The 26,113-nt window shown below is 53.2% G+C and carries 25 protein-coding genes; 6 read left to right on the top strand and 19 right to left on the bottom strand.

All coding sequences use genetic code 11. The annotated features are described in order from the left end of the window. The 7 genes from M2371_RS18265 to mdcA form a co-directional block, all read right to left on the bottom strand. Complete coding sequence (locus M2371_RS18265) at window positions 1-618, bottom strand: malonate decarboxylase holo-ACP synthase (RefSeq protein WP_259268427.1); 618 nt, start codon at window positions 616-618, stop codon at window positions 1-3. Next, the gene (locus M2371_RS18260) at window positions 619-1,578 is read right to left on the bottom strand and encodes an AEC family transporter (protein WP_115631232.1); all 960 of its coding nucleotides are present in this window, start codon (window positions 1,576-1,578) and stop codon (window positions 619-621) included. It lies immediately after the preceding gene. A 136-nt stretch (window positions 1,579-1,714) separates the two neighbouring features. Further along, window positions 1,715-2,515, bottom strand: a complete 801-nt coding sequence (mdcE, locus tag M2371_RS18255) for a biotin-independent malonate decarboxylase subunit gamma (protein WP_259268377.1) — start codon at window positions 2,513-2,515, stop codon at window positions 1,715-1,717. Then, window positions 2,512-3,345 (bottom strand): biotin-independent malonate decarboxylase subunit beta, encoded by an 834-nt coding sequence (locus M2371_RS18250; protein WP_115631236.1) that lies wholly within the window; start codon window positions 3,343-3,345, stop codon window positions 2,512-2,514. Before M2371_RS18250 ends, mdcE begins: the two co-directional genes overlap by 4 nt. Further along, window positions 3,338-3,637 carry a malonate decarboxylase acyl carrier protein gene (mdcC, locus tag M2371_RS18245; protein WP_034492917.1) on the bottom strand — a complete coding sequence of 100 codons (300 nt, stop codon included), beginning with the start codon at window positions 3,635-3,637 and terminating at the stop codon, window positions 3,338-3,340. The genes M2371_RS18250 and mdcC overlap by 8 nt, the downstream gene beginning before the upstream one ends. A gap of 9 nt (window positions 3,638-3,646) precedes the next feature. After that, the gene (locus M2371_RS18240) at window positions 3,647-4,531 is read right to left on the bottom strand and encodes a triphosphoribosyl-dephospho-CoA synthase (RefSeq protein ID WP_259268376.1); all 885 of its coding nucleotides are present in this window, start codon (window positions 4,529-4,531) and stop codon (window positions 3,647-3,649) included. Continuing rightward, window positions 4,531-6,186 (bottom strand): malonate decarboxylase subunit alpha, encoded by a 1,656-nt coding sequence (gene mdcA, locus M2371_RS18235; protein WP_034492912.1) that lies wholly within the window; start codon window positions 6,184-6,186, stop codon window positions 4,531-4,533. The genes M2371_RS18240 and mdcA overlap by 1 nt, the downstream gene beginning before the upstream one ends. Before the next feature lie 358 nt (window positions 6,187-6,544). Here mdcA and M2371_RS18230 point away from each other — a divergent pair, with 358 nt between their 5' ends. The 3 genes from M2371_RS18230 to M2371_RS18220 are packed head-to-tail and all read left to right on the top strand — an operon-like array spanning window position 6,545 to window position 7,110. Then, the gene (locus tag M2371_RS18230) at window positions 6,545-6,862 is read left to right on the top strand and encodes a type II toxin-antitoxin system RelB/DinJ family antitoxin (protein ID WP_051873616.1); all 318 of its coding nucleotides are present in this window, start codon (window positions 6,545-6,547) and stop codon (window positions 6,860-6,862) included. Beyond that, the gene (locus M2371_RS18225) at window positions 6,792-7,052 is read left to right on the top strand and encodes a type II toxin-antitoxin system mRNA interferase toxin, RelE/StbE family (protein ID WP_310473326.1); all 261 of its coding nucleotides are present in this window, start codon (window positions 6,792-6,794) and stop codon (window positions 7,050-7,052) included. Before M2371_RS18230 ends, M2371_RS18225 begins: the two co-directional genes overlap by 71 nt. Further along, complete coding sequence (locus M2371_RS18220; protein ID WP_259268374.1) at window positions 7,021-7,110, top strand: hypothetical protein; 90 nt, start codon at window positions 7,021-7,023, stop codon at window positions 7,108-7,110. Before M2371_RS18225 ends, M2371_RS18220 begins: the two co-directional genes overlap by 32 nt. A 59-nt stretch (window positions 7,111-7,169) precedes the next feature. Here M2371_RS18220 and M2371_RS18215 read toward each other — a convergent pair whose 3' ends face one another. From M2371_RS18215 to pmbA, 3 genes are all read right to left on the bottom strand, one after another. Further along, entirely contained in the window at window positions 7,170-7,754 is a 585-nt protein-coding gene (locus tag M2371_RS18215) for a hypothetical protein (protein ID WP_034492909.1), read from the bottom strand. Window positions 7,755-7,817: 63 nt separating this feature from the next. Next, window positions 7,818-8,204 (bottom strand): cytochrome b562, encoded by a 387-nt coding sequence (gene cybC, locus M2371_RS18210; protein ID WP_115631248.1) that lies wholly within the window; start codon window positions 8,202-8,204, stop codon window positions 7,818-7,820. Between the two features lie 53 nt (window positions 8,205-8,257). Beyond that, complete coding sequence (pmbA, locus tag M2371_RS18205; RefSeq protein ID WP_172895670.1) at window positions 8,258-9,610, bottom strand: metalloprotease PmbA; 1,353 nt, start codon at window positions 9,608-9,610, stop codon at window positions 8,258-8,260. Between the two features lie 99 nt (window positions 9,611-9,709). On the opposite strand from pmbA, the gene yjgA reads away from it, so the two are divergent. Next, entirely contained in the window at window positions 9,710-10,261 is a 552-nt protein-coding gene (yjgA, locus tag M2371_RS18200) for a ribosome biogenesis factor YjgA (RefSeq protein ID WP_034492900.1), read from the top strand. A 65-nt stretch (window positions 10,262-10,326) separates the two neighbouring features. Here yjgA and mpl read toward each other — a convergent pair whose 3' ends face one another. Then, window positions 10,327-11,697 (bottom strand): UDP-N-acetylmuramate:L-alanyl-gamma-D-glutamyl-meso-diaminopimelate ligase, encoded by a 1,371-nt coding sequence (gene mpl, locus M2371_RS18195; protein ID WP_172895671.1) that lies wholly within the window; start codon window positions 11,695-11,697, stop codon window positions 10,327-10,329. A gap of 175 nt (window positions 11,698-11,872) precedes the next feature. Between mpl and fbp the strand changes: the two genes are divergently transcribed. Next, window positions 11,873-12,871, top strand: coding sequence for a class 1 fructose-bisphosphatase (gene fbp, locus M2371_RS18190; RefSeq protein WP_034492895.1), 999 nt, complete (start codon window positions 11,873-11,875; stop codon window positions 12,869-12,871). Window positions 12,872-12,975: 104 nt separating this feature from the next. Here the strand turns inward: fbp and M2371_RS18185 are convergent, their stop codons facing one another. The 5 genes from M2371_RS18185 to ytfQ form a co-directional block, all read right to left on the bottom strand. Next, window positions 12,976-14,529, bottom strand: a complete 1,554-nt coding sequence (locus M2371_RS18185) for a methyl-accepting chemotaxis protein (protein ID WP_259268373.1) — start codon at window positions 14,527-14,529, stop codon at window positions 12,976-12,978. 79 nt (window positions 14,530-14,608) lie between these two features. Next, a complete protein-coding gene (gene yjfF, locus M2371_RS18180; protein WP_259268372.1) occupies window positions 14,609-15,610 on the bottom strand; it encodes a galactofuranose ABC transporter, permease protein YjfF in 1,002 nt (333 codons plus the stop codon). Further along, window positions 15,597-16,628: a galactofuranose ABC transporter, ATP-binding protein YtfT gene (gene ytfT / locus M2371_RS18175; RefSeq protein ID WP_259268371.1), complete on the bottom strand. Its 1,032-nt coding sequence runs from the start codon at window positions 16,626-16,628 to the stop codon at window positions 15,597-15,599. The genes yjfF and ytfT overlap by 14 nt, the downstream gene beginning before the upstream one ends. 10 nt (window positions 16,629-16,638) lie before the next feature. After that, window positions 16,639-18,141: a galactofuranose ABC transporter, ATP-binding protein YtfR gene (gene ytfR, locus M2371_RS18170; protein WP_034492884.1), complete on the bottom strand. Its 1,503-nt coding sequence runs from the start codon at window positions 18,139-18,141 to the stop codon at window positions 16,639-16,641. An 85-nt stretch (window positions 18,142-18,226) separates the two neighbouring features. Continuing rightward, window positions 18,227-19,183, bottom strand: a complete 957-nt coding sequence (ytfQ, locus tag M2371_RS18165; protein WP_034461239.1) for a galactofuranose ABC transporter, galactofuranose-binding protein YtfQ — start codon at window positions 19,181-19,183, stop codon at window positions 18,227-18,229. A 293-nt stretch (window positions 19,184-19,476) separates the two neighbouring features. On the opposite strand from ytfQ, the gene ppa reads away from it, so the two are divergent. Further along, window positions 19,477-20,004: an inorganic diphosphatase gene (gene ppa / locus M2371_RS18160; protein ID WP_034492882.1), complete on the top strand. Its 528-nt coding sequence runs from the start codon at window positions 19,477-19,479 to the stop codon at window positions 20,002-20,004. 102 nt (window positions 20,005-20,106) lie between these two features. Here the strand turns inward: ppa and M2371_RS18155 are convergent, their stop codons facing one another. Genes M2371_RS18155 through tamA form a run of 3 tightly spaced genes read right to left on the bottom strand, consistent with a single transcriptional unit; the run spans window position 20,107 to window position 25,960 of the window. Next, window positions 20,107-20,451: a gamma-glutamylcyclotransferase gene (locus M2371_RS18155; RefSeq protein ID WP_115631258.1), complete on the bottom strand. Its 345-nt coding sequence runs from the start codon at window positions 20,449-20,451 to the stop codon at window positions 20,107-20,109. Window positions 20,452-20,453: 2 nt separating this feature from the next. Beyond that, a complete protein-coding gene (locus M2371_RS18150) occupies window positions 20,454-24,230 on the bottom strand; it encodes a translocation/assembly module TamB domain-containing protein (protein ID WP_259268370.1) in 3,777 nt (1,258 codons plus the stop codon). Further along, the gene (tamA, locus tag M2371_RS18145; protein ID WP_172895674.1) at window positions 24,227-25,960 is read right to left on the bottom strand and encodes an autotransporter assembly complex protein TamA; all 1,734 of its coding nucleotides are present in this window, start codon (window positions 25,958-25,960) and stop codon (window positions 24,227-24,229) included. The genes M2371_RS18150 and tamA overlap by 4 nt, the downstream gene beginning before the upstream one ends. Window positions 25,961-26,113 lie beyond the last annotated feature (153 nt).

Below are 26,113 nucleotides of genomic sequence, written 5' to 3'. Positions count from 1 at the left end.
TTATCCCTTTAATGCCCATGGGTCAGTGACGATTTCTGGCCCGCTGTTGGTTTTCAGCAACACACGCCCGTCACGTAGCCATTCTGCCAGGGCAAAAGCCCCCTGCGGCGTTTCAATTTGCGTATCGGCACGGCATAACAACTGGCCGATAACCTCCTGCCATTCGAGCAGAGATTCGCGCTCAACGCGCTGCGGGCAGCGAATCAGCAAATCGAGATCGCTGTCGGCATGTAGCACCGGGACTTCCGTCGCCAGTGCGTAGCCGCAGCTTCCGGTAATACCCCAACTCCATGGCCATTCACGCAGGGCGAGTTGAATTGCGCCCTGAACAGGCGGCATTGAAACAAACGGGGATTTTACTAATAAATCGCGGGAGGCCAGTTCTTCCGGGGAAACGATGCGTTTAACTTTTGCCGCATTTACCCAGCCGCCCGCCCGCTGGTCGCGGCGCATTCCACGAACACCTACCGGAATGCGCGCATTACGACTCACATCACGCCGCACCACCACTGGCAGAGCTGGCCGCCATTGGCTTGCTACCCACTCTTCACTCACATCTTCAAGCGCGTCGCTATCGGTTAGCCAGAGTAAGTCGTGTGGGCGTGGTGTGTTCATGATTTACATTCCTGAAGTCAGAGAGATAAACAGCGGTAACGACAGGATAGAGAGCACGGAGCTAAGCAGCAAGACGGCTTCTGCATCCGGCGACTGTACGCCGAAACGGTTACCGAATACCACGCCGAAGAAGCCCGCAGACAGCGCAATCATCAGGATTGCAGTAATCGCAACCGGCCCAGTCAGACCCAGCGCCAGCACGATACCCCAGGCGATGAATGGCTGAATCAGCAGTTTGGTCACAGTCGCCACGCACACTACGGTGTTAATTTTCAGCTTACGAGCCGACAGGATAACGCCGGTCAGGAACAGAGCCGCAGCGGTCGCAGACATGCCCAGCGGCTTGATTGACGACAGCAGCAGGTCTGGCATACGAATGCCGATCGCTGACAAAATCACCCCCAGCAGCGGGCCCCAGACGATAGGTTTTTTCAGCGAACGCCACATCAGAACAGGCAACATTGCGAGGGTAGAACCGACAGATTCGCCCGCCGCACGCGCTTTTTCACGTTCCAGAATCATCAGGCAGAACGGTGTCATCAACACAGAACCACAGGCGATTGATACCGCAACCGAAAGTGAAGTCGCAGAACCTTCGCCCAGAACGCTGCCCAGAATCGGCAGGCCAAGAGCCGCATAGTTTGGTAACGCAACAGTCAATGTCAGTACAGCCGCATCCTGCGGAGATTTTTTGAATACTTTGGTCGCCAGGAAATAAATCGCAGCGTAGGTAATCCACATCGCCAGAACCAGCACCACACTCATCGGTGACTGCTTAACGATACCTGCCCACGGAGTTTGAACCGTTGCGCTAAACAGCGCGGCTGGCAGGGCGAAATCCATTACAAAGATATTGAGCAGGGAAACATTTTTGTTATCGACCATCTTTGCTTTGCCAGCGAAAAAGCCGAGCAGCATGATGACAAAAATGGGCGCAAGCGCATGAACAATTACGTAAGTCATAACTTCACCTGTAGTTAAAAAAAGAATTCCAGCACCGGTGCGATGATTATTATTTTTCAGACGGTTAATGGTTATTGGGCACTCTAACGGTGCCCATTATTACCGTCTGGCAGGTTTGTCTATGGTGCTTAGAAAGTTACCAGGCTGCGCGCATACGCTCGCGAACCAGCGCTGAACTGCGGCGATTGTGCGCATTCAGTCTGTTTTTCAGGGTGTTGTCGGTGCGAGCTTCACGAACAGCCGTGACCAGCGCGGCATTCACTTTGTCCATATCGGCACTTTCTGGTGCTTCTGGACTCGCAATATCTAACAGCGCAGATAACAGGCCGAGAGTTTCGTAGTTGCTGATGTCATAAGCCATTGGCGGAATGGATGCCGCCAGTTTTTCCAGCGCTTCCACGGTACGCAGCGTGATACGTGCTGCGGACTCTTTACCCATCGCGTGGATCATCACACCGGAGTCGTTGAAAGCAATCAGGCGGTTCGCCTGGTAGCCATGTGCCAAAAACGCACCGGACATCGCTTTGCCCACAATCAGGCCAACAACCGGGTGCCCGGACAGACGCGCATTGGCATAAGCTGCTGCTGCGCCAGCCAACGCCTGGTGGATACCAAACGCTTCTTCGCGACGGCCATAAGCCTGACTCGGCACGTCGATAACCGCCACAATGGCGCGTTTTTCTGCACTATCTGCATCTTCAGCGATAGTTTCGCTAACCACTTTTGCCAGCGTCCAGCCTTCGAGCAGGCCCACTTCGCCGCCTTTAGCACGCGGGTAATGGTTATTTTCATCTGGCACAACCGCGATGAAGCGGGCGGCTTTGCCGTCAACGGTGCCGTCAGCCACTTGTACTGATGCACACAGGCCAGCCATACGCGGTGCGTTAGCGGTAAGTTTGTCCAACCAAATGGCGGCGCGATTCAGTTTCTGGCTCATGCGCGTTTCTCCCCAAAAAGCTGTTTAATCTGTTCGGAATCAGCCTGTTTCGTGGTGTCGAAATTGCTCAGGCGTTCGAGATACCACGCATAATTATCAGTGCGATGTTGTGCCGGAACCCCTTTTGCGAGAGCGTCGTTCACCGCTTGCTTAACCGCGTTGACACCATCACCCACCAGCGTTTCTACCAGGCCGCTCTCATAGCGAACTTCGCCGCCGGTCATGCTCCAGATAAACGGACGGTTACGGGAGTCGTATTCGTCGATCCCCGCTTCCTGCTCGATAACCTGCGGACCGTTCAGGCCAAGACGTGCTTCGCGAGTCACAATTAAGTGGCTGCATAATGCTGCCGCGATAGACATCCCACCGAAACAACCTACAGTGCCTGCCACCACGCCGATGACCGGCGTATAACGGCGCAGATCCACGATGGCGGCGTGAATATCAGCAATCGCCGCCAGGCCGAGGTTTGCTTCCTGTAAGCGCACGCCGCCGGTTTCGAGGCATAAAACCGCCTGAGTTGGGATGCCGTTACGGTTATCTTCTGCAGCCAGTTCAAGGGCTGCGGCCATTTTCGCGCCGGATACTTCGCCCATGCTGCCGCCCTGGAAAGCGCCTTCAATCGCAATCACTACTGCCGGGCCGCCATTAATGGTGCCTTTGGCAACGACCATGCCGTCGTCAGACTGCACCACGATGCCCTGCGCTTCCAGCCAGGGTGAAACAATGCCTTCGAACGGGTCGAGTAATTCGCGGAAGCTGCCGTCATCCAGCAGCAGGCGAGCACGTTCACGCGCTTTGAGTTCGATAAAGCTGCTGTCGTTACGCATGGCTCACCTCTTCAAAAACTTGTTCGATACGAATGCGCGCCACGCCTGGCGTTGCGCCAAAATCGTGGATTTGCATCTGCCCCGCAGGAATGCTGGTCAATGCGCCAAGGCGCTCAAACAGTGCCTGCCAGCGCTGCTCGCTGTTATCAACAGACGTGGTGATGGCGATTGTCAGGGTATCGCCCTGAGTCGCGGTAAACAGAACTTCCATATCACCGGAGCCAACTACACCCGCCAGCGCTTTGCCGCTAACGGTGCGAGTTGCCGGAAATGACAACGTAATGTGTTCCATAACACCCTCTTAAAAGTGTGAATGTTGCGGTAATGGGGTAATCGTCGCGTCATCGCAGGTGATGCGGTCAATCAGCAAGGTAGCGGCCAGCAAATCTGCGGCTCCGCCCGGAGACGCATTCAGTGTGAGCATCTCTTTATCAAGCCAGGCCAGAGCCGTTCGCCCTTCAACCGTCGCCGTCCCACCTGCCACCAGCACGCTACGCGCACCGTTTTGCATGGCTTCAAGCCCTTCAAGCCCGGCGCGAGAAAGTACGCAGGTATCGCTAAGCGTCGTCATGATGGCCATCAGCGCATCAAGCCGTGCCTGCTGCTCCGTTGCACCGTTCGAACGGCTGCGGCGCAGTTGCGGCAACGCCAGACGCATGATGTGCGGGAAGCCAAGCTGTGCTTCTTCGCGAGCACCGGGAACGCGATAACGCCGCGTGGCGAGTAACCCCTTACTAAAGACTTTTGGTGCGCAGCTGTCGGGCAGGCTGGCAAGTTTTGCGGCACTTGCCGAAATCTCAGAACTGCTGCCTTCGCAGCCGTGCATTGCCGCCGCGGCGACCAGCAAACCGAGTGCCCAGATAGCGCCCCGGTGAGTATTCACTCCGCCTGTAGCCGCCATCATCTGCGCCTCGCCTTCACGACCTAAACGGCCGACGAGTTGGCGCAGAGCGATATCGGCCGGACGCTGCCAGCTTTGTAATGCCAGAGCATGAAACGTCGGAGAAAGGCTGTGCGCCGAGCGCTCCATCAAATCCAGATTCAGATCGTGATGAGCGCCATTTCCCCGGCTATCCACAAGTCCGGGTTTCGGGCTTAAACGCACTTCATCGATCAGGCTTTGGGTGGCAACCCGTGCAAGCCATTGCGCGCTGCCTTCTGCCCCGATTTGTGGCTGTAGTTTCATTACCAGCTCCGGAATTTCGCAGGTGGGTTATACAGGCCGCCGGACCACTCGACTAAATCCGCCACGCTGCTGGCTGCCAGCAGAGAACGAGTTGCGTCGGTGCGTCGAATGCCCATATCTTCCGGGAAGACCACTTTGCCGCTCTGGCGCAGTGCAGCAACGCGTTTAGCGTCCACGCCCAGGCCAATGTCGGTGATACCCGCAACGGAGGCGACCATCGCACGGCGTTCTTCAAGGCTTTCAGCGCGATACAGATACGCGATACCTTCTTCGGTCAAAACGTGAGTGACGTCGTCGCCATAAATCATGACCGGAGCCAGTGGCATACCGGAGGATTTTGCGACTTCAACCGCGTCGAGTTTTTCCACGAATGTCGGCTTAACGCCAGCCTGGAAGGTTTCAACCATCTGCACGACGAGCTTACGGCCGCGCTGCATCAGGTCTGGCTGGGCCTGCATCGCAAGCCAGGCGTCAGTTGCATGGCGACGACCGTGTGGATCATGGCCCATGTTTGGCGCACCGCCGAAACCGGACAAGCGACCGCGCGTCACGGTTGAGGAGTTGGCATAGCCATCAACCTGCAAAGTAGAACCGATGAACATATCTACCGCGTACTGGCCTGCTAACTGGCAGAAAGCACGGTTGGAACGCATGGAACCGTCGGCACCGGTAAAGAACACATCCGGGCGAGCACGCACGTACTCTTCCATTCCCAACTCACCGCCGAAACAGTGCACGGTTTCAACCCAGCCGCTTTCAATAGCAGGGATAAGCGTTGGGTGCGGGTTCAGCGTCCAGTGTTTACAGATTTTGCCTTTCAGGCCGAGCTGTTCGCCGTAAGTTGGCAGCAGCAGTTCGATGGCAGCAGTGTTAAAGCCGATGCCGTGGTTAAGCGATTGCACGTTGTGCTCGGCGTAGATGCCTTTAATCGCCATCATCGCCATCAGGATGTGTTCTTGCTTAATCAGGCGTGGGTCGCGGGTAAACAGCGGTTCGATAAAGAACGGTTTGTCCGCCACTACTACGTAGTCAATCCACGAACCCGGAATATCCACACGCGGCAGATCGCATTCGTCGTCCACCAGTTCGTTAACCTGGGCGATAACAATGCCATCGTGGAAGGCTGCCGCTTCGACCAGTGCTGGCGTGTCTTCAGTGCTGGCACCGGTATACAAGTTGCCTTTGCGGTCAGCTTTAAAGCCAGCAATCAGCGCGACGTTCGGCGCAAGATCGACATATAAGCGGGAATAGAGTTCGATATAAGTATGAATTGCGCCAATCTCTAGCTGACCGTCTTCAAGCAATTGCGAAATACGCAGGCTCTGGGTGCCAGAGAAGGAGAAATCGAGCTTGCGAGCAATACCTTTTTCAAAAATATCAAGGTGTTCGCTGCGCCCGACGCTCGGCATAATCATATGCAGGTTGTGAACTTTTGATGGGTTTACTTCGGCCAACATGCGGGAAAGGAAATCCGCCTGTTTTTGGTTGTTCCCTTCAAGCACCACACGATCGCCTGGAGCGATCAGTTTTTCCAGCATATCGACAAGGCCTTCGGTTGGAAGCACCTTGCCCTGCACGTTGGTGGTAGCCATACGACGCTGCTTCTCAGTGCGGCGTGTGTTCCAGACTCGTGCTGGGGTTTGCCCGGACAACATATTTAACCTCCTGATTCAGCCAATCATTTTGATTTGCTTTAGTCTGGTTAAATTGTGCGCCTCACTGGTTCGACCATCAATTAAGCTCAGGGGTCAATCATTAGCCTTAGAGTAATAATGGATATTCTGTTTTGTGACGAAGGTGGAAGGCGGGGATAGGGAATCTAGGCTAGCTGACCACCAAAAATCATAATTACGAGACATGCCGCAATTCACTACTTTGCCGCTTTGTAAGCGGCCAGAAACTCGTAGAATCCGTGAGAGGGACGAGATGTGTTGTCTGTCGCGCTGGCTTTGCTGTGGTTGAAAAAAACACAACTGTAGCTACAATGGAGCTTCACAGACAAAGGAGTAAACTATGGACTCTGTAATTCGTACTCGTATCGACAGCCAGACAAAACAAAAAGCGACTGAAATCCTCGAAAGCTGTGGACTGACAATGAGCACCGCGCTGAGGCTTTTTGTCGAGCAAGTGGTGATTAATGAAGGTCTACCATTCGATATTAATCGCAAACCCAGCCCTCGTTTGATCCAGGCAATGCGTGAAACGCAAGAGATCCTTCAAAGCGGAAAAAGTGGATTTTCCGATATAAACGAGCAAATGGATGTCCTCAATAATGGCGAACAACAATCGAGCAAAGCTGCCGTTTCAGACAAAACACACAAAATCATTTAGTAAAGCCTGGGAGCGTTACAACAAAGCTGGTCGCCATGACATGAACACGGTTTCCGTCGCAATGTGGCTTATCGCCTCACGTAATCCTTTACCGGCTTATTACCTCGACCACGCGTTAACGGGGGAATATGGCGGGTACAGAGAACTACATATTGGGGGTGGATTATTTACTGGTGTATTACGTAGATGAAACCACCAGAACTATTGTCTTTTCAGATTTAGGCACTCATGCCGAGCTGTTTGAATGAATGGTTATTATTGTTCCCCCTCTTCCCACAAACAGAAAGAGGGGTTTAGCGCACAGCTATTAGGATTTAGCTGGACGAGCGGTGATTTTAATTGAATCGGTATAAGTCACGCGCACGCTTTGGTTCACTTTCAGATCTTTCAATTTCGCCTGAACTTTAGGGTCTTCAACGGTTACTGTTTTTTCCTGACCTTTTGGTCCTACGAAGGTGATTTCATTCTTTTTCAGATCGATGTGTTTAATTTTCAGCTGAACGTTAACCTGGCGGAAGGCTTCGTGCTCAGGTGAACCGCTAGTCGCTTTTTCCATGCCTTTGGTGGTTGAAGCCGTAGGTGCGGCTTTATCAACATTGGTATCAAAAGCGATAGCAACAGAACGCGTCACGGTGGTATCGACGGTGTCGCCCGCTTTCAAATTGGCCAGCGTACCGGCTTCTTCAGGAACATTAAGGGAAACCTTGTTCCCTTGCTCACCCTCAAGCACCACAACATGATTTTTTTGATCGACTGATACAATTTTCGCGGAGAAATGATCGGCCTGGAAATCGCCCGCAACCGGCAGGACTGTAGCATTAGCGGAAAAAACGCTGAAAGCCAGCAGCGAAACAGTAGCAGCACCTTTGATAAAGGTTTGAATCGGTTTCATAAATCAGATGTCCTTATAAAATAAGCGATTATTTTTGGCCCGATAGGCAAGGCCAGTATGAGCTTAGCGGTATTTCTTGTGGTAGGCATTGCGAGTGGTTTTAAATTCTTCGGCAGCCGCCTGCGCTTCCTTAACTTTGCCTTCGTTTGCCAGTTTCAGCGCGCCGTCAATTTGGCCGACCAGCAGATCCAGACCGTGGCGATAATCTTTCATCTCCGCGCTGTCTGGGGCTTTGTTTTCAAGTTTAGGTGGGGTGCCTTTTTGCGCGTCTAATGCTGCCGCGCGCATATTGTTAAGCGAGGTTTTTAACTCCGCCGCATTATCGGTCTTCAACACGGTTTTGTAGTTTTCAGCGATGGTATCCATATCATCGCCAACATCTTTCGCCATTACAGCGCCAGTAAATAACACGGACGATACTGCCAACATTGCAATTAATTGCTTACGCATTGACTCACCCTTTTTTATTAGAAAGGCGCGGCAGGACGCGCCTCTTACGGTTTCTATTGGCCGGCGATTTTCATCTCCGGCAACAGCACTGAACCACATTGAATATTACTGCGCTTCTCAATATCGCTACCTACTGTAACAATTTCTCGCCACATATCTTTAAGATTTCCGGCAATAGTGATTTCGCTCACCGGATATTGAATCTCGCCGTTCTCGACCCAGAAACCAGACGCACCACGAGAATAGTCGCCAGTAATGCCACTCACGCCCTGACCCATCAGCTCAGTCACGACCAGCCCTGTGCCCATTTCTTTCAGCATACCGTCGAAATCCAGGCCGCGCCCTTCGATGCGCCAGTTATGGATGCCGCCCGCGTGGCCGGTGCTTTTCAGGCCGAGTTTGCGTGCAGAATAGTTGGTCAGCAGCCACTGTTGCAGGATGCCGTCTTTGATGATGTCACGGCGTTCTGTGCGTACACCTTCGCTATCGAACGGCGTGGAAGCCAGCCCTTTAAGCAAATGCGGATGTTCTTCAATGGTCAGCCATTCCGGCAAAATTTGTTTGCCCAGCGAGTCCAGCAAGAAGGTGGATTTACGGTAAACCGAGCCACCGGCAATCGCTCCCACTAAATGCCCGAACAGGCCAGTTGCGGCTTCGGCGGCAAAGATAACCGGTGCTTTCATGGTGGAAAGCTTACGCGGAGAAAGACGCGCCAGCGTGCGGCGTGCGCACTCAGCACCCACAGATTCCGGGCTGTCGAGGTCTTCCATCGCACGACCAATGGTATAGGCGTAATCACGCTCCATCTCACCGTTAACTTCTGCGATAACACAGCTAGAAAGCGAATGGCGCGTTGAACAATAGCTTTGCAGCATGCCGTGGCTATTGCCGAAAACTTTGATGCCGTAGTGGCTGTTAAAGCTGCCGCCTTCGGTGTTGTTGATGCGCTTATCGACGTTCAGCGATGCGTTTTCCGCACGCGCTGCCAGTTCAATGGCGCGGTCGGCGTCCATTTCGGTCGGGTGGAACAAGTCCAGATCTGGCGCTTCGAAAGCCAGTAACTCTTTTTCTGCCACACCGGCGAATTCGTCCGGGGAAGTATAACGGGCGATATCCAGTGCTGCCTGCACGGTACGCGCTACGGCATCCGGGCTAAGATCGGTTGTGGACGCGCTGCCTTTACGGTTTTGATGATAAACGGTGATGCCAAGCGCACCATCGCTGTTGAATTCGACGTTTTCCACCTCACCGTATCGGGTGCTTACGCTGATACCAGTGGTTTTACTGACGGCGACTTCTGCGCCGTCGGACTGAGCGGAAGCCAATTCCAGCGCCTGAGATACCGCTTGTTCCAGAACCTGACGTTGTTGTGCTACTTGCGTGTTTACTTTCATCGCTACTGCCATAATGTAAGGTGAGTGAATTAAGTCTAACCCAGAACAGAACAATTTCGCAGTGAACAGGCTTTACTGGTAGAATTAGCCACTTTTTTTAAGGAGCCTAATATGACTAAGCAGCCCGATGACTGGCTCGACGACGTCCCAGATGACGAAAATGAAGACGAAGATGATGAGATTATCTGGGTCAGTAAAAGCGAAATTAAGCGTGATGCCGAGGAATTAAAACGCTTAGGTATGGAGCTGATGGAGTTGGGCAAGAACGCGCTCGACAAAATCCCTCTGGATGAAGATTTGCGTGCCGCGATTGATCTTGCTCAGAAAATCAAAAAAGAAGGCCGTCGCCGCCAGGTTCAGTTGATTGGCAAAATGATGCGTTCGCGCGATATGGACCCGATCCGTGTGGCGCTGGACAAGCTGAAAAACCGTCACAACCAGCAAGTTGCGCTGTTCCATAAACTGGAAGCATTGCGTGACCGCCTGGTTGAAGAAGGTGATGATGCGATGACCGAAGTGTTAAGACTTTACCCGGAAGCTGACCGTCAGCAACTGCGCGTACTGATCCGTAACGCTCAAAAAGAAAAGGCAGCCAATAAGCCGCCAAAATCTTACCGCCAGATTTTCTCTTATCTGCGCGAACTGGCCGAAAGCCAGGGCTAAGAAACTAAAGTGGCTGAATGAATTTTGCCACCCATAAAAAAAACCCGCATTTGCGGGTTTTTTTATTACTGTTTTTCAGCTTTCTTCGCCAGCGCATCCAGCAATTTCTGATGAATCCCGCCGAAACCGCCGTTGCTCATCACCAGAATGTGGTCGCCTGGCTGGGCAGTTTTCACCACCATATCCACCAGCGTATCGACATCTGCACTCCAGTGCGCAGGCTGAATACAGGCTTCTGCGACTTCCACCACTTGCCACGGAATATGTGGCGGCTGGAGCAAGAACACTTCGTCTGCACGGCCCAGCGATGGCGCAAGGTCATCTTTACTCAGACCCATTTTCATGGTGTTGGAACGTGGCTCAAGCACCGCCAGAATACGCGCCGTGCCGCCCACTTTGCCGCGTAATGCCGCAAGCGTTGCCAGAATCGCCGTTGGGTGATGCGCAAAATCGTCATACACCGTCACGCCATTTTCTTCGCCACGCAATTCAAGGCGACGACGCGCATTCACAAAACTATCCAGTGCTTTAGCCGCGTCAGCTGGCGTCACACCCACATGGCGCGCGGCGGCAATCGCCATCAAACCATTATGCATGTTATGTTCGCCCACCAACTGCCAGTGCACTTCACCGACACGTTCGCCATCCAGATACACTTCCCAGTTAGACGCGTCCGGATTCAGTTTCTTCGCCTGCCAGTGACCTTGTTCGCCCACCAGCTCTTGCTCGCTCCAGCAACCCATCGCCAGCGTTTGCTTAATGTTAGTATCGCTTTCTGGCCAGATGATTTTCCCCTGACCCGGCACGATACGCACCAGATGGTGGAACTGTTTCTGAATCGCTTTCAGGTCGTCAAAAATGTCCGCATGGTCAAACTCAAGGTTATTGAGGATCAATGTGCGCGGGCAGTAATGCACGAATTTGGAACGCTTGTCGAAGAACGCACAATCGTATTCATCGGCTTCAATCACGAAGAACGGGCTATCACCCAGACGTGCAGAAACATCGAAGTTGCCCGGTACGCCGCCAATCACAAAACCAGGTTTGTAGCCACAGGCTTCCAGAATCCATGTCGCCATACCCGCAGTAGTGGTTTTACCGTGCGTTCCCGCAACGGCAATCACCCAACGGTCACGTAGTACGAAATCGTGTAGCCATTGCGGGCCAGACATATAAGGAATGCTTTTCTCGAGAACGGCTTCAACACATGGATTTCCACGCGTCATTGCGTTACCGATAATAACCAGGTCCGGTTGTGGTTCGAGCTGGCTCGGATCATAACCCTGAATTAATTCAATACCTTGCTCTTCAAGCAAAGTGCTCATTGGTGGGTAGACGTTGGCGTCCGAGCCAGTCACCTCATGGCCGAGTGAGCGTGCCAGCATAGCCAGGCCGCCCATAAACGTGCCGCAAATACCCAAAATATGAATGCGCATAAAAACCATCCTTTCATTATTTGGCGCACATTCTAACCGTATGTGAGGTGGTGGCAAATCGCATTTAAGTTAATTCCGTATTTTGCTGGCGCGATTCACCTGTACGCTACTATTTGAATCTTTGTTAGGATTGTTGCAATCGTTTTATTTAACTGACTGATGCAGGGAAAGTGTTATGAAAACGTTAGGTGAATTTATTGTCGAAAAGCAGCACGAGTTCTCCCACGCAACCGGTGAACTGACTGCCTTGCTGTCGGCGATAAAGCTCGGCGCAAAGATCATCCACCGCGACATCAACAAAGCGGGTCTGGTTGATATTCTGGGTGCCAGCGGAGCTGAAAACGTTCAGGGCGAAGTGCAGCAAAAACTCGACCTGTTCGCGAACGAAAAACTGAAAGCCGCACTTAAAGCCCGAGGGATTGTGGCGGGTGTGGCTTCCGAAGAAGAAGATGACATCGTTGTTTTCGAAGGCGCGGAACATGCCAAGTATGTTGTATTGATGGACCCGCTCGACGGCTCATCAAACATCGATGTGAACGTGTCAGTAGGAACAATATTCTCTATCTATCGCCGTATTACGCCGGTCGGCACACCAGTCACTGAAGCTGATTTCCTTCAGCCAGGCAACCGCCAGGTCGCCGCCGGTTATGTGGTTTACGGTTCCTCAACCATGCTGGTTTACACCACCGGTTGTGGCGTTCACGCCTTCACCTACGATCCTTCCCTTGGCGTTTTCTGCCTGTGCCAGGAGCGCATGCGCTTCCCGGAAATTGGCAGCACCTATTCCATCAACGAAGGGAACTACATCCGTTTCCCACAGGGTGTGAAAAAGTACATTAAGTTCTGCCAGGAAGAAGATTCAAATACTCAGCGCCCGTACACCTCACGCTACATCGGTTCACTGGTAGCAGATTTCCACCGTAACCTGCTGAAAGGCGGAATTTATCTCTACCCAAGCACCGCCAGTCACCCGCAAGGGAAACTGCGTTTGCTGTATGAAGGCAACCCAATGGCATTCCTTGCGGAACAAGCCGGCGGCAAAGCCAGCGACGGTAAAGAACGTATTCTGGATATCATCCCGGAAACCCTGCATCAGCGCCGCCCGTTCTTCGTGGGCAACGAACACATGGTTGATGATGTAGAACGTTTTATTCGTGAGTATCCGGATGCTTAATTCGTTTTAATTTACCCCCTCACCCCGGCCCTCTCCCCCAGGAGAGGGAGAATACCGAGCAATCCCCTCTCCCGGGGGAGAGGGTTAGGGTGAGGGCGCGTGAATCAACACCTAAACGTCGCCATTGCCGCCACCAAATGCTGTGACTGCTCTTCAAGCGAACGCGTAGCCGCTGTTGATTCCTGAACCAGCGCCGCATTTTGCTGCGCTGCTTCATCCATCTGGCTGACCGCGATATTCACCTGCTCGATACCATAACTTTGTTCGTTCGATGCATTGGCGATTTCACTGACCAGCCGGGTCATACGCATCACTTCTTCGGCGATTTCATCCATGGTTTCCCCGGCTTGTTGCGCCAGTTCACGACCTTCGCCAACGTGGTTTTGCGAGTCAGAAATCAAGGTGCGGATCTCTTTTGCTGCATCAGCACTTCGGCTTGCCAGGGTACGTACTTCGCCCGCCACCACCGCAAACCCGCGCCCTTGTTCACCTGCACGCGCTGCTTCTACCGAGGCGTTAAGCGCCAGAATATTGGTCTGGAAGGCGATACCGTCGATAACGCTGAGGATGTCGGCAATACGATCGGAACTGCTGGAGATATCACGCATTTTCTCAATCACATAGCACACCATTTCGCTGCCACGATCGGCGGTATCAGAGACGTCTTTCGCCAGTTTGTGTGCCTGCTCCGCGTTATCAGCGTTCTGTTTCACGGTCGCGGTGATCTGCTCCATGCTGGCGGCGGTTTGCTCAAGTGACGTCGCGGTGGATTCAGTCCGTTGAGCCAGGTTCTGATTACCTGCCGCCAGTTCGCGGCTGCCGGTGTCAATTTGCGAACTGGCATCGCGCACGCGGCTGACCGATTCCATCAGCGAATCACGCATTACCGTAATCGCCGTCGCGAGGCGACCAAATTCATTATTCCCCGCCGTGGGCAGTTGCTGAGTTAAATCACCTTTGGCAACAAACTCCAGTTGCTCAATTGACTGATTAAGCGGTTTGAGCAGCAAATGACGCAGTGCCAGCCACACCAGCACGATAATCCCGGCGGTGAGTAAGGCCGCAATGATGATAAGCGTCAGGACGATGGTTTTGTGCAGTTGTACGGCTTCCACTTCGCTATTGCCGCGCTGTTCGCCCCACTGCTGGAAAATCTCCACGTCGGTATCAAATTTTTGCGACAGCGGGATCAGCGTTTTTTCCAGCAGGTCGTAGTAATCATCGGGGCTTTGTTTGGTGAGTGCAGCCAGCATCGGATTAATGCCTTTTGCGAGATAGTCCGCATAACTTTGCGATAAGTTTTGAATCAGGCGATTGCCCTCTTCGTCTCCAACACCGCTATCGATAAACTCTTTCAGCTTCTGCTGCGCCGCAGTGACGTCACTTGCGACGTAATCGGTAGATTTTGTCGCATCATCCAGCAACCCGATTTCCATCTGTCGAACCGCCTGCCCGGCACCATTACGCGCGCGCAGCAAAGAGACATAGCCATCAGACAAGCGCACCATCTGCTCGCCTTGTAAGCTGTTGATTTTCTGTAGTGAAGTGGAGCTTTGTTGCAGAGCGTAAATGCCCATGCCGCTGACAAATAACAACAGGAAGGTCATAACTGCTAACAACGTCAGCAGCCCCGTGCGAATAGACAAATTTTTCAACATGCTCTTTTCCCGGTGACAGAACGATAGAAACGATTGAAGTGTTATCGACCATCACCGGGGAAACCTTAGGCAAAGCGATTTAACTTTGACCAGGCGTCACGTTAATGCGCTTCACTGGCGAGCTTTGGCGGCTTTCCCACAGCACCGTCAGGCCGCGCTGTAGGGCAATGAAAATAAACAGCAAAATGCCGATGGCGATTTTCGTCCACCAGGAACTGAGCGTGCCATCGAAGTTAATATAGGTCTGAATCAGCCCCTGAATCGCCACGCCAAACAGCGTGCCGAGCACGGTTCCCACGCCGCCGCTTAACAACGTGCCGCCGATAACCACCGAGGCAATCGCGTCCAGCTCCACGCCCATTCCCGCCAGCGCATAACCCGCTGAGGTATAGAGCGAAAACACAATTCCAGCGAGCGTGGCAAGCCCGGTTGAAAGCATATAAATGCGAATCGTGGTGCTGCGGGTGGAAATCCCCATCAGGTTGGCCGACGTGGCGTTGCCGCCAATCGCATAAACCTGGTTGCCAAAACGGGTGCGGTGCGCAAGGAAAATACCAATCACTACCACGGCCAGCATCAGCAGGCCCATGGCACTCAAACGCCCACCGCCGGGAATGCGCCAGGCAAGGTTTGACAGCGTGTCGTAAATCGGGTGATCAATCGGAATCGACTCTTCGGACACCAGGTAACTGACCCCGCGCAGGAAGAACATCCCGGCAAGCGTAATAATAAACGCCGGGATTTTCAGCGCATCAATGAGCAGCCCCATAAACGCGCCGAATGCGCAGCCCATCAGCAGCACCAGCGGGAAAGCGACCAGCGGCGATAATCCCCAGAAGCCAATCGCTTTGGCGAGGAATACGCCAGTAAAGGCGATCACCGAACCGACGGACAGATCGATGCCGCCGGAGAGGATCACAAACGTCATGCCAACGGCAATAATCCCCAGAAAAGCGTTATCAGTCAGAATGTTGCAAATTACCCGCGTTGAGGCAAAACCGGGGAATTGCGTCAGGCAGTACAGATACCCCAGCACAAACACCGCCAGGGTAATCATCAACGGCAAGTTACGTTTGATCATGGCGACGGAGTCCTTTGAGCAAAGCAATAAAACGTGGTGACTGAACAATCAGCACGCACATCACCACCACCGCTTTCACCACCTGGTTAAGCTCAGGCGGGAAACCAGAAAGCAGAATGCCGGTGTTCATCCCCTGAATAATCAGCGCCCCAATCACCGAGAGCGCGATGTTAAAGCGCCCGCCCATCAGCGAACCGCCACCGATAACCACCGCCAGAATGGCGTCCAGTTCCAGCCACAATCCGGCGTTGTTGGCATCGGCACCACGAATATCGGCGGTCACGATAATCCCGGCGATAGCGGCGCACAGGCCACTCAGCACGTAAGTCAGCATCACGACGAGGCGCGTATTCACCCCGGCGTTCTTCGCCGCACGAATGTTAATCCCGACAGATTCAATAAACAGGCCCAGCGCCGTTTTACGGGTAAACAGCCAGAACACAAGCAACGTTGCCAGCACGATAATCACCGGCGTCGGGAAGAAGAACAGCGCACCGCTGCCAAGGTATGAAAGGTTGGGCGAGTTGAACGTGACGATTTGCCCGGCGGTGATAAGTTGCGCCACACCGCGCCCGGCGACCATCAGAATCAGGGTGGCGACAAACGGCTGGATCTTGAGGATGGCGACCAGAATACCGTTCCACAATCCGGCCAGAATGCCGACGCCCAGTGACGCCAGGATCACCACCGCCAGGCTGTGTCCGTCGACGGATAACGTCGCGGCAGTCGCACCCGCAATCGCCATCACCGCACCAACGGAAAGATCAATACCGCCGGTGGCGATCACCAGCGTCATGCCAATCGCCAATAATGCGACCGGTGCCGCACGGTTGAGAATGTCTATCGGGCTGCCGAACAGGCGTCCGTTTTGCACCACGATATCAAAGAAATGGTTGGCGACCAGGCTATCAACCAATAGCACCAGCACCAGCGCGACTAACTGCGGAATACCCGGCGGCCAGCGGAAATTTCGCTTTGGCTTTTCAGCATCCGTTTGCGGCAATGAACGAGGCATCACGTGTTACTCCTTATGCCGCAATGGCATTCATAATTGCCGATACGGAAAGCTCAGCGAGCGGGATCTCAGCCACTTGCTGCCTGTCACGCATGATGATCACGCGATCCGCGTAACCCACCAGCTCTTCGAGTTCGGAAGAAATAACCAGCAGCGCCAGACCATCGGCACATAAGGTTTCGATCAGACGGATAATTTCGGCGTGTGCTCCAACGTCGATCCCACGCGTCGGTTCATCGAGGATCAGGAATTGCGGTTTGGTTAGCAGCCACCGCGACAGCAGGACTTTTTGCTGATTGCCGCCAGAGAGAAATTCAATCGGTTGATCCGGGCCTGGCGTGCGGATTCCCAGCTGGCGGATAAACCGTTCGGCTATCTGATACTGCTCACGTTTAGGGATTGGGCGCAGCCAGCCGCGCTGGGCCTGCAATGCCAGAATGATGTTTTCACGTACCGAGGCGGCGGCAATAATACCGTCGGTTTTCCTGTCTTCCGGGCAAAAACCAATGCCGAGCGACGAGGCTTTATGCGGCGATCGCAGCGATTGTTGCTTGCCTTTGATCCACGCGTTACCGCTGTCTGCAGGCTTGATCCCAAATATCACTTCAGCGGTTTCGGTGCGGCCGGATCCTAATAATCCCGCCAGGCCGACAATCTCCCCTGGACGGACTTCCAGATCGAATGGGTTGATCACCCCTTTCTTGCCGAAATCTTTAAACGCGGCGACCGGTTTATCGCTCAGTAATGTACGGCCCGCACGGTTCAGTGCGTTAGTTTCCAGTTCACGCCCCAGCATCATTTTCACCAGTTCGATCTGCGGCAGATCCCGGGTATTACGCGTGCCAACAAATGATCCGTTACGCAGCACGGTGATGCGATCGGTGACTTCATAAACTTGATCGAGGAAGTGGGTGACGAAGATCAGGCTGACGCCCTGATCGCGCAGCTGGCGCATCAGGGTGAACAGCATTTCGACTTCTTTGGTGTCGAGACTGGCGGTAGGTTCATCGAGGATCAGCACTTTGGCAGACAGATCGATGGCCCGGCAAATCGCGACGATTTGCTGCATCGCCACGGAATAGCGGTTCAGTGGCTCAGCGACATCAAGCGAAAACCCGTAGGATTCCATCAGCCGGGTGGCGCGCTTTTCCATCTCTTTGCGTTGTATAAACCCAAAGCGACGCGGCTCGCGGCCAATAAACAGGTTATCCGCCACCGACATATTCGGCAGCAGGTTCACTTCCTGATACACCGTGCCGATGCCAAGCTGTTGGGCATGGGCAGTATTCTTTGGTGAGATAAGCTCACCTTCGAGGTAGATATTGCCGCTATCGCGCTGATAAACACCGGTTAACGCTTTGATTAGCGTTGATTTCCCTGCTCCGTTTTCGCCCAGCAACGCCATGATTTCGCCGCGATTGAGGCTGAAGTCCACTTTGTCTAGTGCCTTAACCCCTGGGAAATGTTTCGATAAGCCTTCCGTGCGCAGAATTTCCTGATTGTTGTTGGTGTTCATTATTGTCCTCTGCACGCTACAAGTCCGGACGCCCTCACCCCGCCCCTCTCCCCAAGGAGAGGGTTAGGGTGAGGGGTAAAGCAGCTTAGTAGCCCATCGATTTTTTCTTCTCAAGCTCTTCTTTCGCGGTATCCGGGAGATACAAAGTAGACTTGGTGATGGTCACTTTTTCCGGCATGGTGCCGTCTTTTTTGAACTTCTCGAGCGCGTCAAACGCCGGGCCTGCCATGTTTGGCGTCAGCTCTACGCTGGCGTTAGCTTCGCCATCGATCATCGCTTTGTAGATATCCGGCACGCCATCGATTGAACCAGTCAGAATGTCTTTGCCTGGTTTCAGGCCCGCTTCTTTAATGGCCTGGATCGCACCGATCACCATGTCATCGTTATGCGCGTAAACCATGCAGATGTTTTTGCCGTTGTTCTCGGCTTTGATGAAGCTTTCCATGACTTCTTTACCTTTGCTGCGGGTAAAGTCGCCAGACTGGGAACGAATGATTTTCACGTTAGACGCTTTAGAAATGGCGTCGGCAAAACCTTTCTTACGGTCGATTGCCACGCTCGCGCCCACGGTGCCTTGCAGTTCTACTACGTTACATTGTTTGCCATTAAGCTCTTTGAGCAGCCACTCGCCGATCAACTGGCCTTCCAGCACGTTGTTGGCGGTCACTACCGTCATATACAGCGATTTGTCTTTTACATCGATATTACGGTCGAGCAGGAATACCGGGATTTTTGCCTCTTTTGCTTCTTGTAGTACTGGCTCCCAGCCCGTGGCGACGATTGGCGCGATGAAGATAGCGTCAACGCCCTGGGCAATGAATGAACGCACTGCTTTAATCTGGTTTTCTTGTTTTTGTTGTCCATCAGCGATTTTCAGCGTGATGCCACGTTTCTGAGCTTCGCTCTTTGCAACCGACGTTTCTGCCGCGCGCCAACCGGATTCAGAACCTACCTGTGAAAATCCGACCGTTAACGGAGCAGCTATCGCCATAGACGACATAGCTGCGGAGACAGCAGAGACCAAAAGTAAGCGCTTCCACATAGGTACATCCTCGTAGGGTTATTGTTGGTTAATACCTGACCTTCGAGAAAACTATAGACGACATAGTGGCTAACAGAATGAGTTACATCACACTTCAAACAAGTCATGCGCATGGCTGTAACCGCTTACACAATTTTATAAAGAATATGGCTATGTTTATGGATTTTCCCGTTGTCGGAAGGTTCTGGAAACGGTTGCGGCTAAGAAGTGAAGGCAAAAAGAGGCGAAGACATTTAAATCGAGTTAGCTATAATACGCGGCACTTGAATGACATCAGTTTAAAGGAAAAAGACATGAGCTTACTCAACGTCCCTGCGGGCAAAGATATGCCGGAAGACATCTACGTTGTTATCGAAATCCCAGCGAACGCTGATCCTATCAAATATGAAATTGATAAAGACACCGGCGCGCTGTTTGTTGACCGTTTCATGTCCACCGCGATGTTCTATCCGTGCAACTACGGCTACATCAACCATACACTGTCTTTAGACGGTGACCCGGTTGACGTTCTGGTTCCAACGCCATACCCACTGCAACCAGGTTCTGTGATTCGTTGCCGTCCAGTTGGCGTGCTGAAAATGACTGACGAAGCGGGCGAAGATGCCAAGCTGGTTGCCGTTCCGCACACCAAACTGAGCAAAGAATACGATCACATTAAAGATGTGAACGACCTGCCAGAACTGCTGAAAGCGCAGATCTCCCACTTCTTCGAGCAGTACAAAGCTCTCGAAAAAGGCAAATGGGTTAAAGTTGAAGGTTGGGACAATGCAGAAGCGGCTAAAGCTGAAATCGTTGCTTCCTTCGAGCGCGCTAAGAAGTAATTCGCGCCTCGCTGAATGCTTGTGAAAACACCGCCAAATGGCGGTGTTTTTTTATGCAGCTTATGTCGAATGTCGCTTTCGCTAATCCGACCTAAGAAGTCACTAATACTTATCTTTATCCAGCCAGTCACCGCTTTCGATGCGGGTAAGGCCATCCACCGGCCTTTGGTAAACGTACATCCATGCACTGCCGTATGGGGTCTGAATGAGCTGGCGTTTGTACTCTCCGCCTTTGGTGCGCAGAGCATCCAGCTCAGAGAGCGTGGACGCATCAATTCGATACACTTCCCCCATCACGGAACCTTCACCCGGGACGACGCCCGGATAATGCCCGAGGCTGTACAAAGCGTAGTTTTCGACATGATGCTCCCCAAGCCACTGGGCGTTTGTCATCCAGTGGCTGTTACCTTGCTTGCGTCTTAAACTGCCGTAAACAAATATTCGCATTGCTAAAACTCAAACTGATAAAGCAGATCAAGTGCCTGATCGATACCAGACACCGCTTCCAGATACAGCTTAGGCATCAGGCGATAACGCAGTGTTAGTGTCGCCAATGAGTCAAAAATACCCACTCCATATTTCACCTGGAGACCTGGCAGTACATAGCCACTGACCACCACTTGTGAGGAATCCCCCACCCCTGCGGTATCAAGCGCCAGATTGCTTACGCCAAACGTCTCGCCGATTTTACCCACAACCTGCCCACTTTGTGCAACCCCCAGACCCACAAGCATTGACGTCATGGCGTTGCCATCGTCGCCAGAACTGTCTAAACCTTGCCCGCGAAGCAGGTAGGACAAGGCTTCTTGCTGTGACATGGCAGGATCAGAAAATATTTCAGCTTTTGGCTCATCAGCCGATCCTGTGACACGAACACCAGCAATAACGTCGTTTTCCGTGGATTCCGGGTTACGAATTGCTTCGATATTTAGCAAAGGTTGGTCCGGCGGGCCTGAGAATAACAGCTCGCCTTTGCGCACAATCAGATCCTGCCCGTAAGCGTGGAAGCGGCCTTCTGGAATATTGATCTGCCCGTTCAAACCTAAGCCCTGGCGATCCTGCACCATTTTCAAATCGCCGCTTAAGCGCGCTTTCAGGCCAAATGCATCCAGACGCACATTGTTGCCGACGTGGATCACCAGATTGCTGTTGATCGGGATCCCCGCCGTTTGCGGTTTAACCGGCTTCAGATCTTTATCCAGCATCACTTCATCGCTGGAAACCCCCACCGAGCTTTCCGGAACGTCATGCACCACAATTCGCGCCCATGGAATATCGACGCTGCCATCAAGCGTAAACAGACTTGGCGTAGCGACAAACTCAACATCCGGTGAAACATCGAGTCGTACCATTGGCGGCACCGTAATGCGCACCTTATTGCCTTTCGCCGCCACCCGCGCTCGCCAGTTGTCGATTTGCGTCCAGTCCGCATCGCCGCTCAGAGCAATATCGCCCTGTTTGGTGCGCACCGTTCCGGCAAGCGTCGAGTTCATGCCATTAAAGTTCATGGCAAGCTGGCTTGGCTGCATATCGAACGGCATAAAGTTGCCATCGACGTCCACACCATTCAGCTGCAACTGGCCGAAGATTTGTGGTCGCTCGGCATTGCCCGCGAGGCGTAAATTGGCGTTTAGCTTCCCGGCGGCTTTTTCCCCGCGCGCGAACACCGCGTTGGCGATGGCCAAATCAAAGTTGCGCATATTCACATTACCGGCGAGATTACGGCGGTTCTGCGGATCGCTAATTTGAACCTGGCCGTCGAACTGGCCGTTTTGAGCAACACGAATCAACCAGCCCAGCTTCGCCTGGTTGTTTTTGAGTTCCGCATTCAAATTAAGCGTGTCGAACGCCACCAGCAGCGGGCTGTCGTTCACCATCTGTGTGACTTTCACGCCGTTGCCCGCGAGCGTGACAGAACCCTGCGGCAAGCCTTCAGATTCCGCATCCCAACTGACATCCGCCCGGCCACTGAACGTGCCTACCGCCTGCGTATCGGCTGGCATAAACGGTTTGAGCATCGCCAAATCAAAGCGGTTCAGATTGACCAACGCCCGCCCTTTCGCACCGGCATCAATTGGCTGCGGCACGCAAAGTTCAGCATTCGGGTTCGTCCAGCAATGCGCGCCAATATTGATTTTCTGCTCTTTGTTGCGGTAATCGAGCGCCAGAGAACGGTTCAAAGACCACGGGCCAACCGGCGTTTCAAAACGCGTGTTGCTGAGATTGCCGCGCCAGCGTTCTTCTTCGCGAGAGAAGCTGCCACTCAAATCCAGTTGACCGGAAACCGGCTCCCCCTGAATTCGCACTTGCAGCTGGTGCTGTTTTTCAGAACCTTTTGCGGTAAGCGTCACAAGGCTAAGATCAACGCCCGGCTGGGAAATTCGCTCAACGCGTAAATCCAGAGTGCCCGCAATTTGATCGGTGGACTTCACGTCCCCTTTCAGCAGAACACGTGCAATCGAAAGCTCCTGCCAGCGCAAATTATTCGCCGTGACATCCGCCAGCAACTGCGGTGCTTTCACATCGCCGCGCACTTTAATCGTGCCTTTCGCCGTGCCGCCCAGACCTGGCAGCGCGTTGTCGAGATTAGGCGCATCAATGGTGGCATCCAGTGCCAAATCTTTCTGGCCCAGTTCACCTTTGACATCCGCGCTATTGCGCCCCAGTTCAATGTGCAGGCCAGGGATCTTCCACTGCATGTAGCTGTTGCCGTTGAGCTTCCCGGCGACATTCACTTTGTTATTTTTGACGTTACCGGCGAGTTTCAGGTCAGACACATCCACCTGCCAACTCCCGCCGTACAAACTGCCGCTGGTTTTCACCAGGCCATCGAGTTTGGCAGGCCAGTCGGGGAATTGCTTCGCCGTGTTGATGCCGTCGAGTTTCAGCTCGCCGCGCCAGCTAATGGCTTTGCTCCAGTCGAGCACCGCTTTCAGGTCGGTGTTGCCCTGCAAAGCCGCCACGCGCAGTTTGTCGAGATTAAGCTGCTGTTCGTTGCCTTTGCCGTCAAGCGTGATGGTGGCTGGCGGGATTTGCTCGCCTTTCACATCGGTGCGGAATGACAGCGCATAGTCAGTCATTTTGCCGCTGAATTTCAGCTTAAGGTTATCGGCCTGATACTCCTTTTTGCCGGTAAACGGCCAGTAAAGCTGCTTGCTCACCACTTCGAGATTAAGCGGCAAACCGGCTTCGGCAAGTTGCGTATGCGCGGTGAGTTCCATATCGACCGGGCCTGAGAGATTCATGCCGACTTTCAGCACATCCCGCAGCTCCCCGCCAATTTTCATCTTCACCTTTTCGCCTTTAATCGGGTCGATATTCAGCGTGGTATTAAGTGTCAAATCGACCGGCCATTTGTCGCGCAGTTCCGCGCTGCCGGTGGCATTGACGATACCTTGTGAGGAGTCGACATCCAGCGCATCAAGCTTCAGGGAACCGTCGATGCTGCTGACTTTCAGCAACAGGCTGCTGACCAGCAAATCGGTGTCGCCCGTCAGGCGCAGTTGCGAGCCACGGAACTCCTGAATATTCAGGTTCAGCGGCAAATGCACATCGGTCATTTCTGGCAAAACAGGCTTTTCAAACAGTTGCTTGAGTGTTTCGCCCAGCGGCAACTCTTCCGGTTGCGGGTTCTGAATTTTCGGTTCGACCACCTGTTCCTGAGCGACTTTGGCGACCTTTGGCAAGGCAATCAATAAGCCTTCGAGGTTGGTCGGCGTAACCGTCAGATTACGCTCCTGCCAGTTAAGGCCCGAGGTAAATTCCATCACCGAAACGGTAGTATTATCAATTTTGATATTGACGTTATTTAGCGCCACACGGCTTAACGTAATGGGATACGGCGTGGTGAGATTGAGCGGGCCGGTGTCTTCTTCCTGAACCGGGGCCGACGGCGGCATTTTTTTGGTATCGACAACCACGTCGATATCTTTGAGCGAGAGATTATTCACGCACAGGCTGCTGTCACGCAGACAGCCGAGTTTAACCGCGAGGTTAACCTCACCCGCCGTCACATCCACGCCTGGCTGTTGGTAGCGCAGCCCTTTGATGGTCAGATTACGCCAGCCACCTGTAACACTGGCGATATCTAAACCCGGCACCCAGCGGTTAGCGGCATTAAATAATACGTGTAGCCCGGTGGTTGTCCCCACCAGGAAACCCACGGTGCCAATCAGCAGCACCACAAACACCAACACCGCGAGGCTTATCTTCTTCCAGCGACTCATAGTTCAGGCCCCAGACCGATGTAAAACTGTACGCCATGCTCATCTTTATCCGCCACCGGAACGGCGAAATCGAGCTTGATTGGCCCAACGGGTGACTGCCAGCGCACGCCAACGCCTGCGCCAGTTTTAAAGTTGCTCTGTTTAATATCGTTCACCGCTTCGCCTGAATCGACGAACACCGCGCCCCACCATTTCCCGGTCACGTTGTATTGATATTCCAGCGAGCCGGTGAGCAGTTTGGATGCCCCGGTCAGTTCGCCTTTCTCGTTTTCAGGTGAGATAGATTTGTAGGAATAGCCGCGAATACTGCGGTCGCCACCGGCAAAGAAGCGCAAGTCTGGCGGCACTTTGTCGAAGTTATTGGTTTCAATCCAGCCCACGTTGCCGCGCACCACAAAGCGGTGCTTTTCCTGCAAAGTACGGATCCAGACCTGCTGCGCCTGCGCGACGGCGAAGTCCACATCGGAACCCCACATGGTGTCAGAAACGTCTATCGAATAGCGCTGTGAGTCGCCCCAGGTCGGCATTAAACCGCCGCGAGAACGGGTGCGGTTAAGGCTCACGCCCGGATAAAGCAGCATCGTGGTATTGGTGACGTCTGCCTGTGTAAAGTGGTCGAGACTCCAGCGCAGGTTGATAGCATGTTGCCAGCCACTGGATAAATCCCAGTATCGCGAGACGGCAAGCGTGGTGGAATCTGACTTGGTATCGTTCAGGTCGGTGGCTTTAAAGCCGCCCTGCACCAGATAATATTGCTCGAGCGGGTTTTTCAGCAGCGGCATTTTGTAGCTGAAATCGAAAATCTGCTCGGGCGCTGAGAGGCTGATGCTGCTGGTCAGGCTGTGGCCGTAAGAGTTCATCCACGGCTTTTTCCACGAGGCTTTAACGCGCGGCCCAACGTCGGTGGAATAACCCACACCGGTTTCGATGGTGTTTTCAGTACGCGGCGAAACCACACCGTGCAGCGGCAATATTTTGGTTTTGCGCGCTTCGTCAAATTCTGGCGCAACCACCACGGAATTAAACCAACCCGTGGCAGACAAACGGCGGTTCAGTTCAGCCAGGTCTTTCGACTGGTAATAATCACCCTGTTTAAAGGGCACCAGGTTTTGCAGATATTCTTCGCGAATCTGTGAACCTTCAAAGGTGACGGCACCAAAACGGTAACGCTCGCCGCTGTTGTAATCGATATCCCAGAACGCCTGACGGCGCTCGAGCGACACACCGAGCTGGCTTTTGGTGAACTCGCTGTCGAAATAACCTTTGCGCACCGCAATATTCGAGAGATCTTTTTTAAAACTGTCGTAATCATGATGATTCAGAACGGTGCCAATCTTTGGGCGTTCGCCCAGCAGCGCAATATAATCTTTATCGTCGCGCGCGCCACCACGCAGGATCACATCGGTGCCGCCAATTAATACCGGCGGGCCGGGATCGACTTTGGCAATCAAAACCTGGCGTCCTTTGGCTGGCGGTGGGCGCAGGTCGAAATCAATAGTCGGTTCGTAATAGCCGAGCGCTTTCAGGCCATTACGAATAGCATCGTCCACACGGGCACGGAAACGCCGGTCCGGCGTCACTTCATCACTCTGGATGGTAGAAAGCTGTGCGCGAACGTTTTTTTGTAGTTCGCCGCTTAACCCATCAACCTGCAAACGCACGTTAGCAGCTCCGGCCCACGTGCTTACCAGGCACAAACAGGCCGAGCAAATAATATGGATCTTTGGCACGTTTTCTCCTGAATATCCTTGTTCCCACCCCTGGAAGGAAACGTCATCGCCAGTCTTTGGCTTAACAAAACCCCAACAATTGGGGTTGAAAATCGCACAATAACCCAAATAATTCTTATATGTACTGTAGTCTCATAAAGCGTGGTTATTGTC

This window comes from Buttiauxella sp. BIGb0471, assembly GCF_024807715.1.
Taxonomy (GTDB): domain Bacteria; phylum Pseudomonadota; class Gammaproteobacteria; order Enterobacterales; family Enterobacteriaceae; genus Buttiauxella; species Buttiauxella agrestis.
Note: the sequence above shows the minus strand (reverse complement) of the source record. Positions and strands in the feature narration are given on the sequence as shown.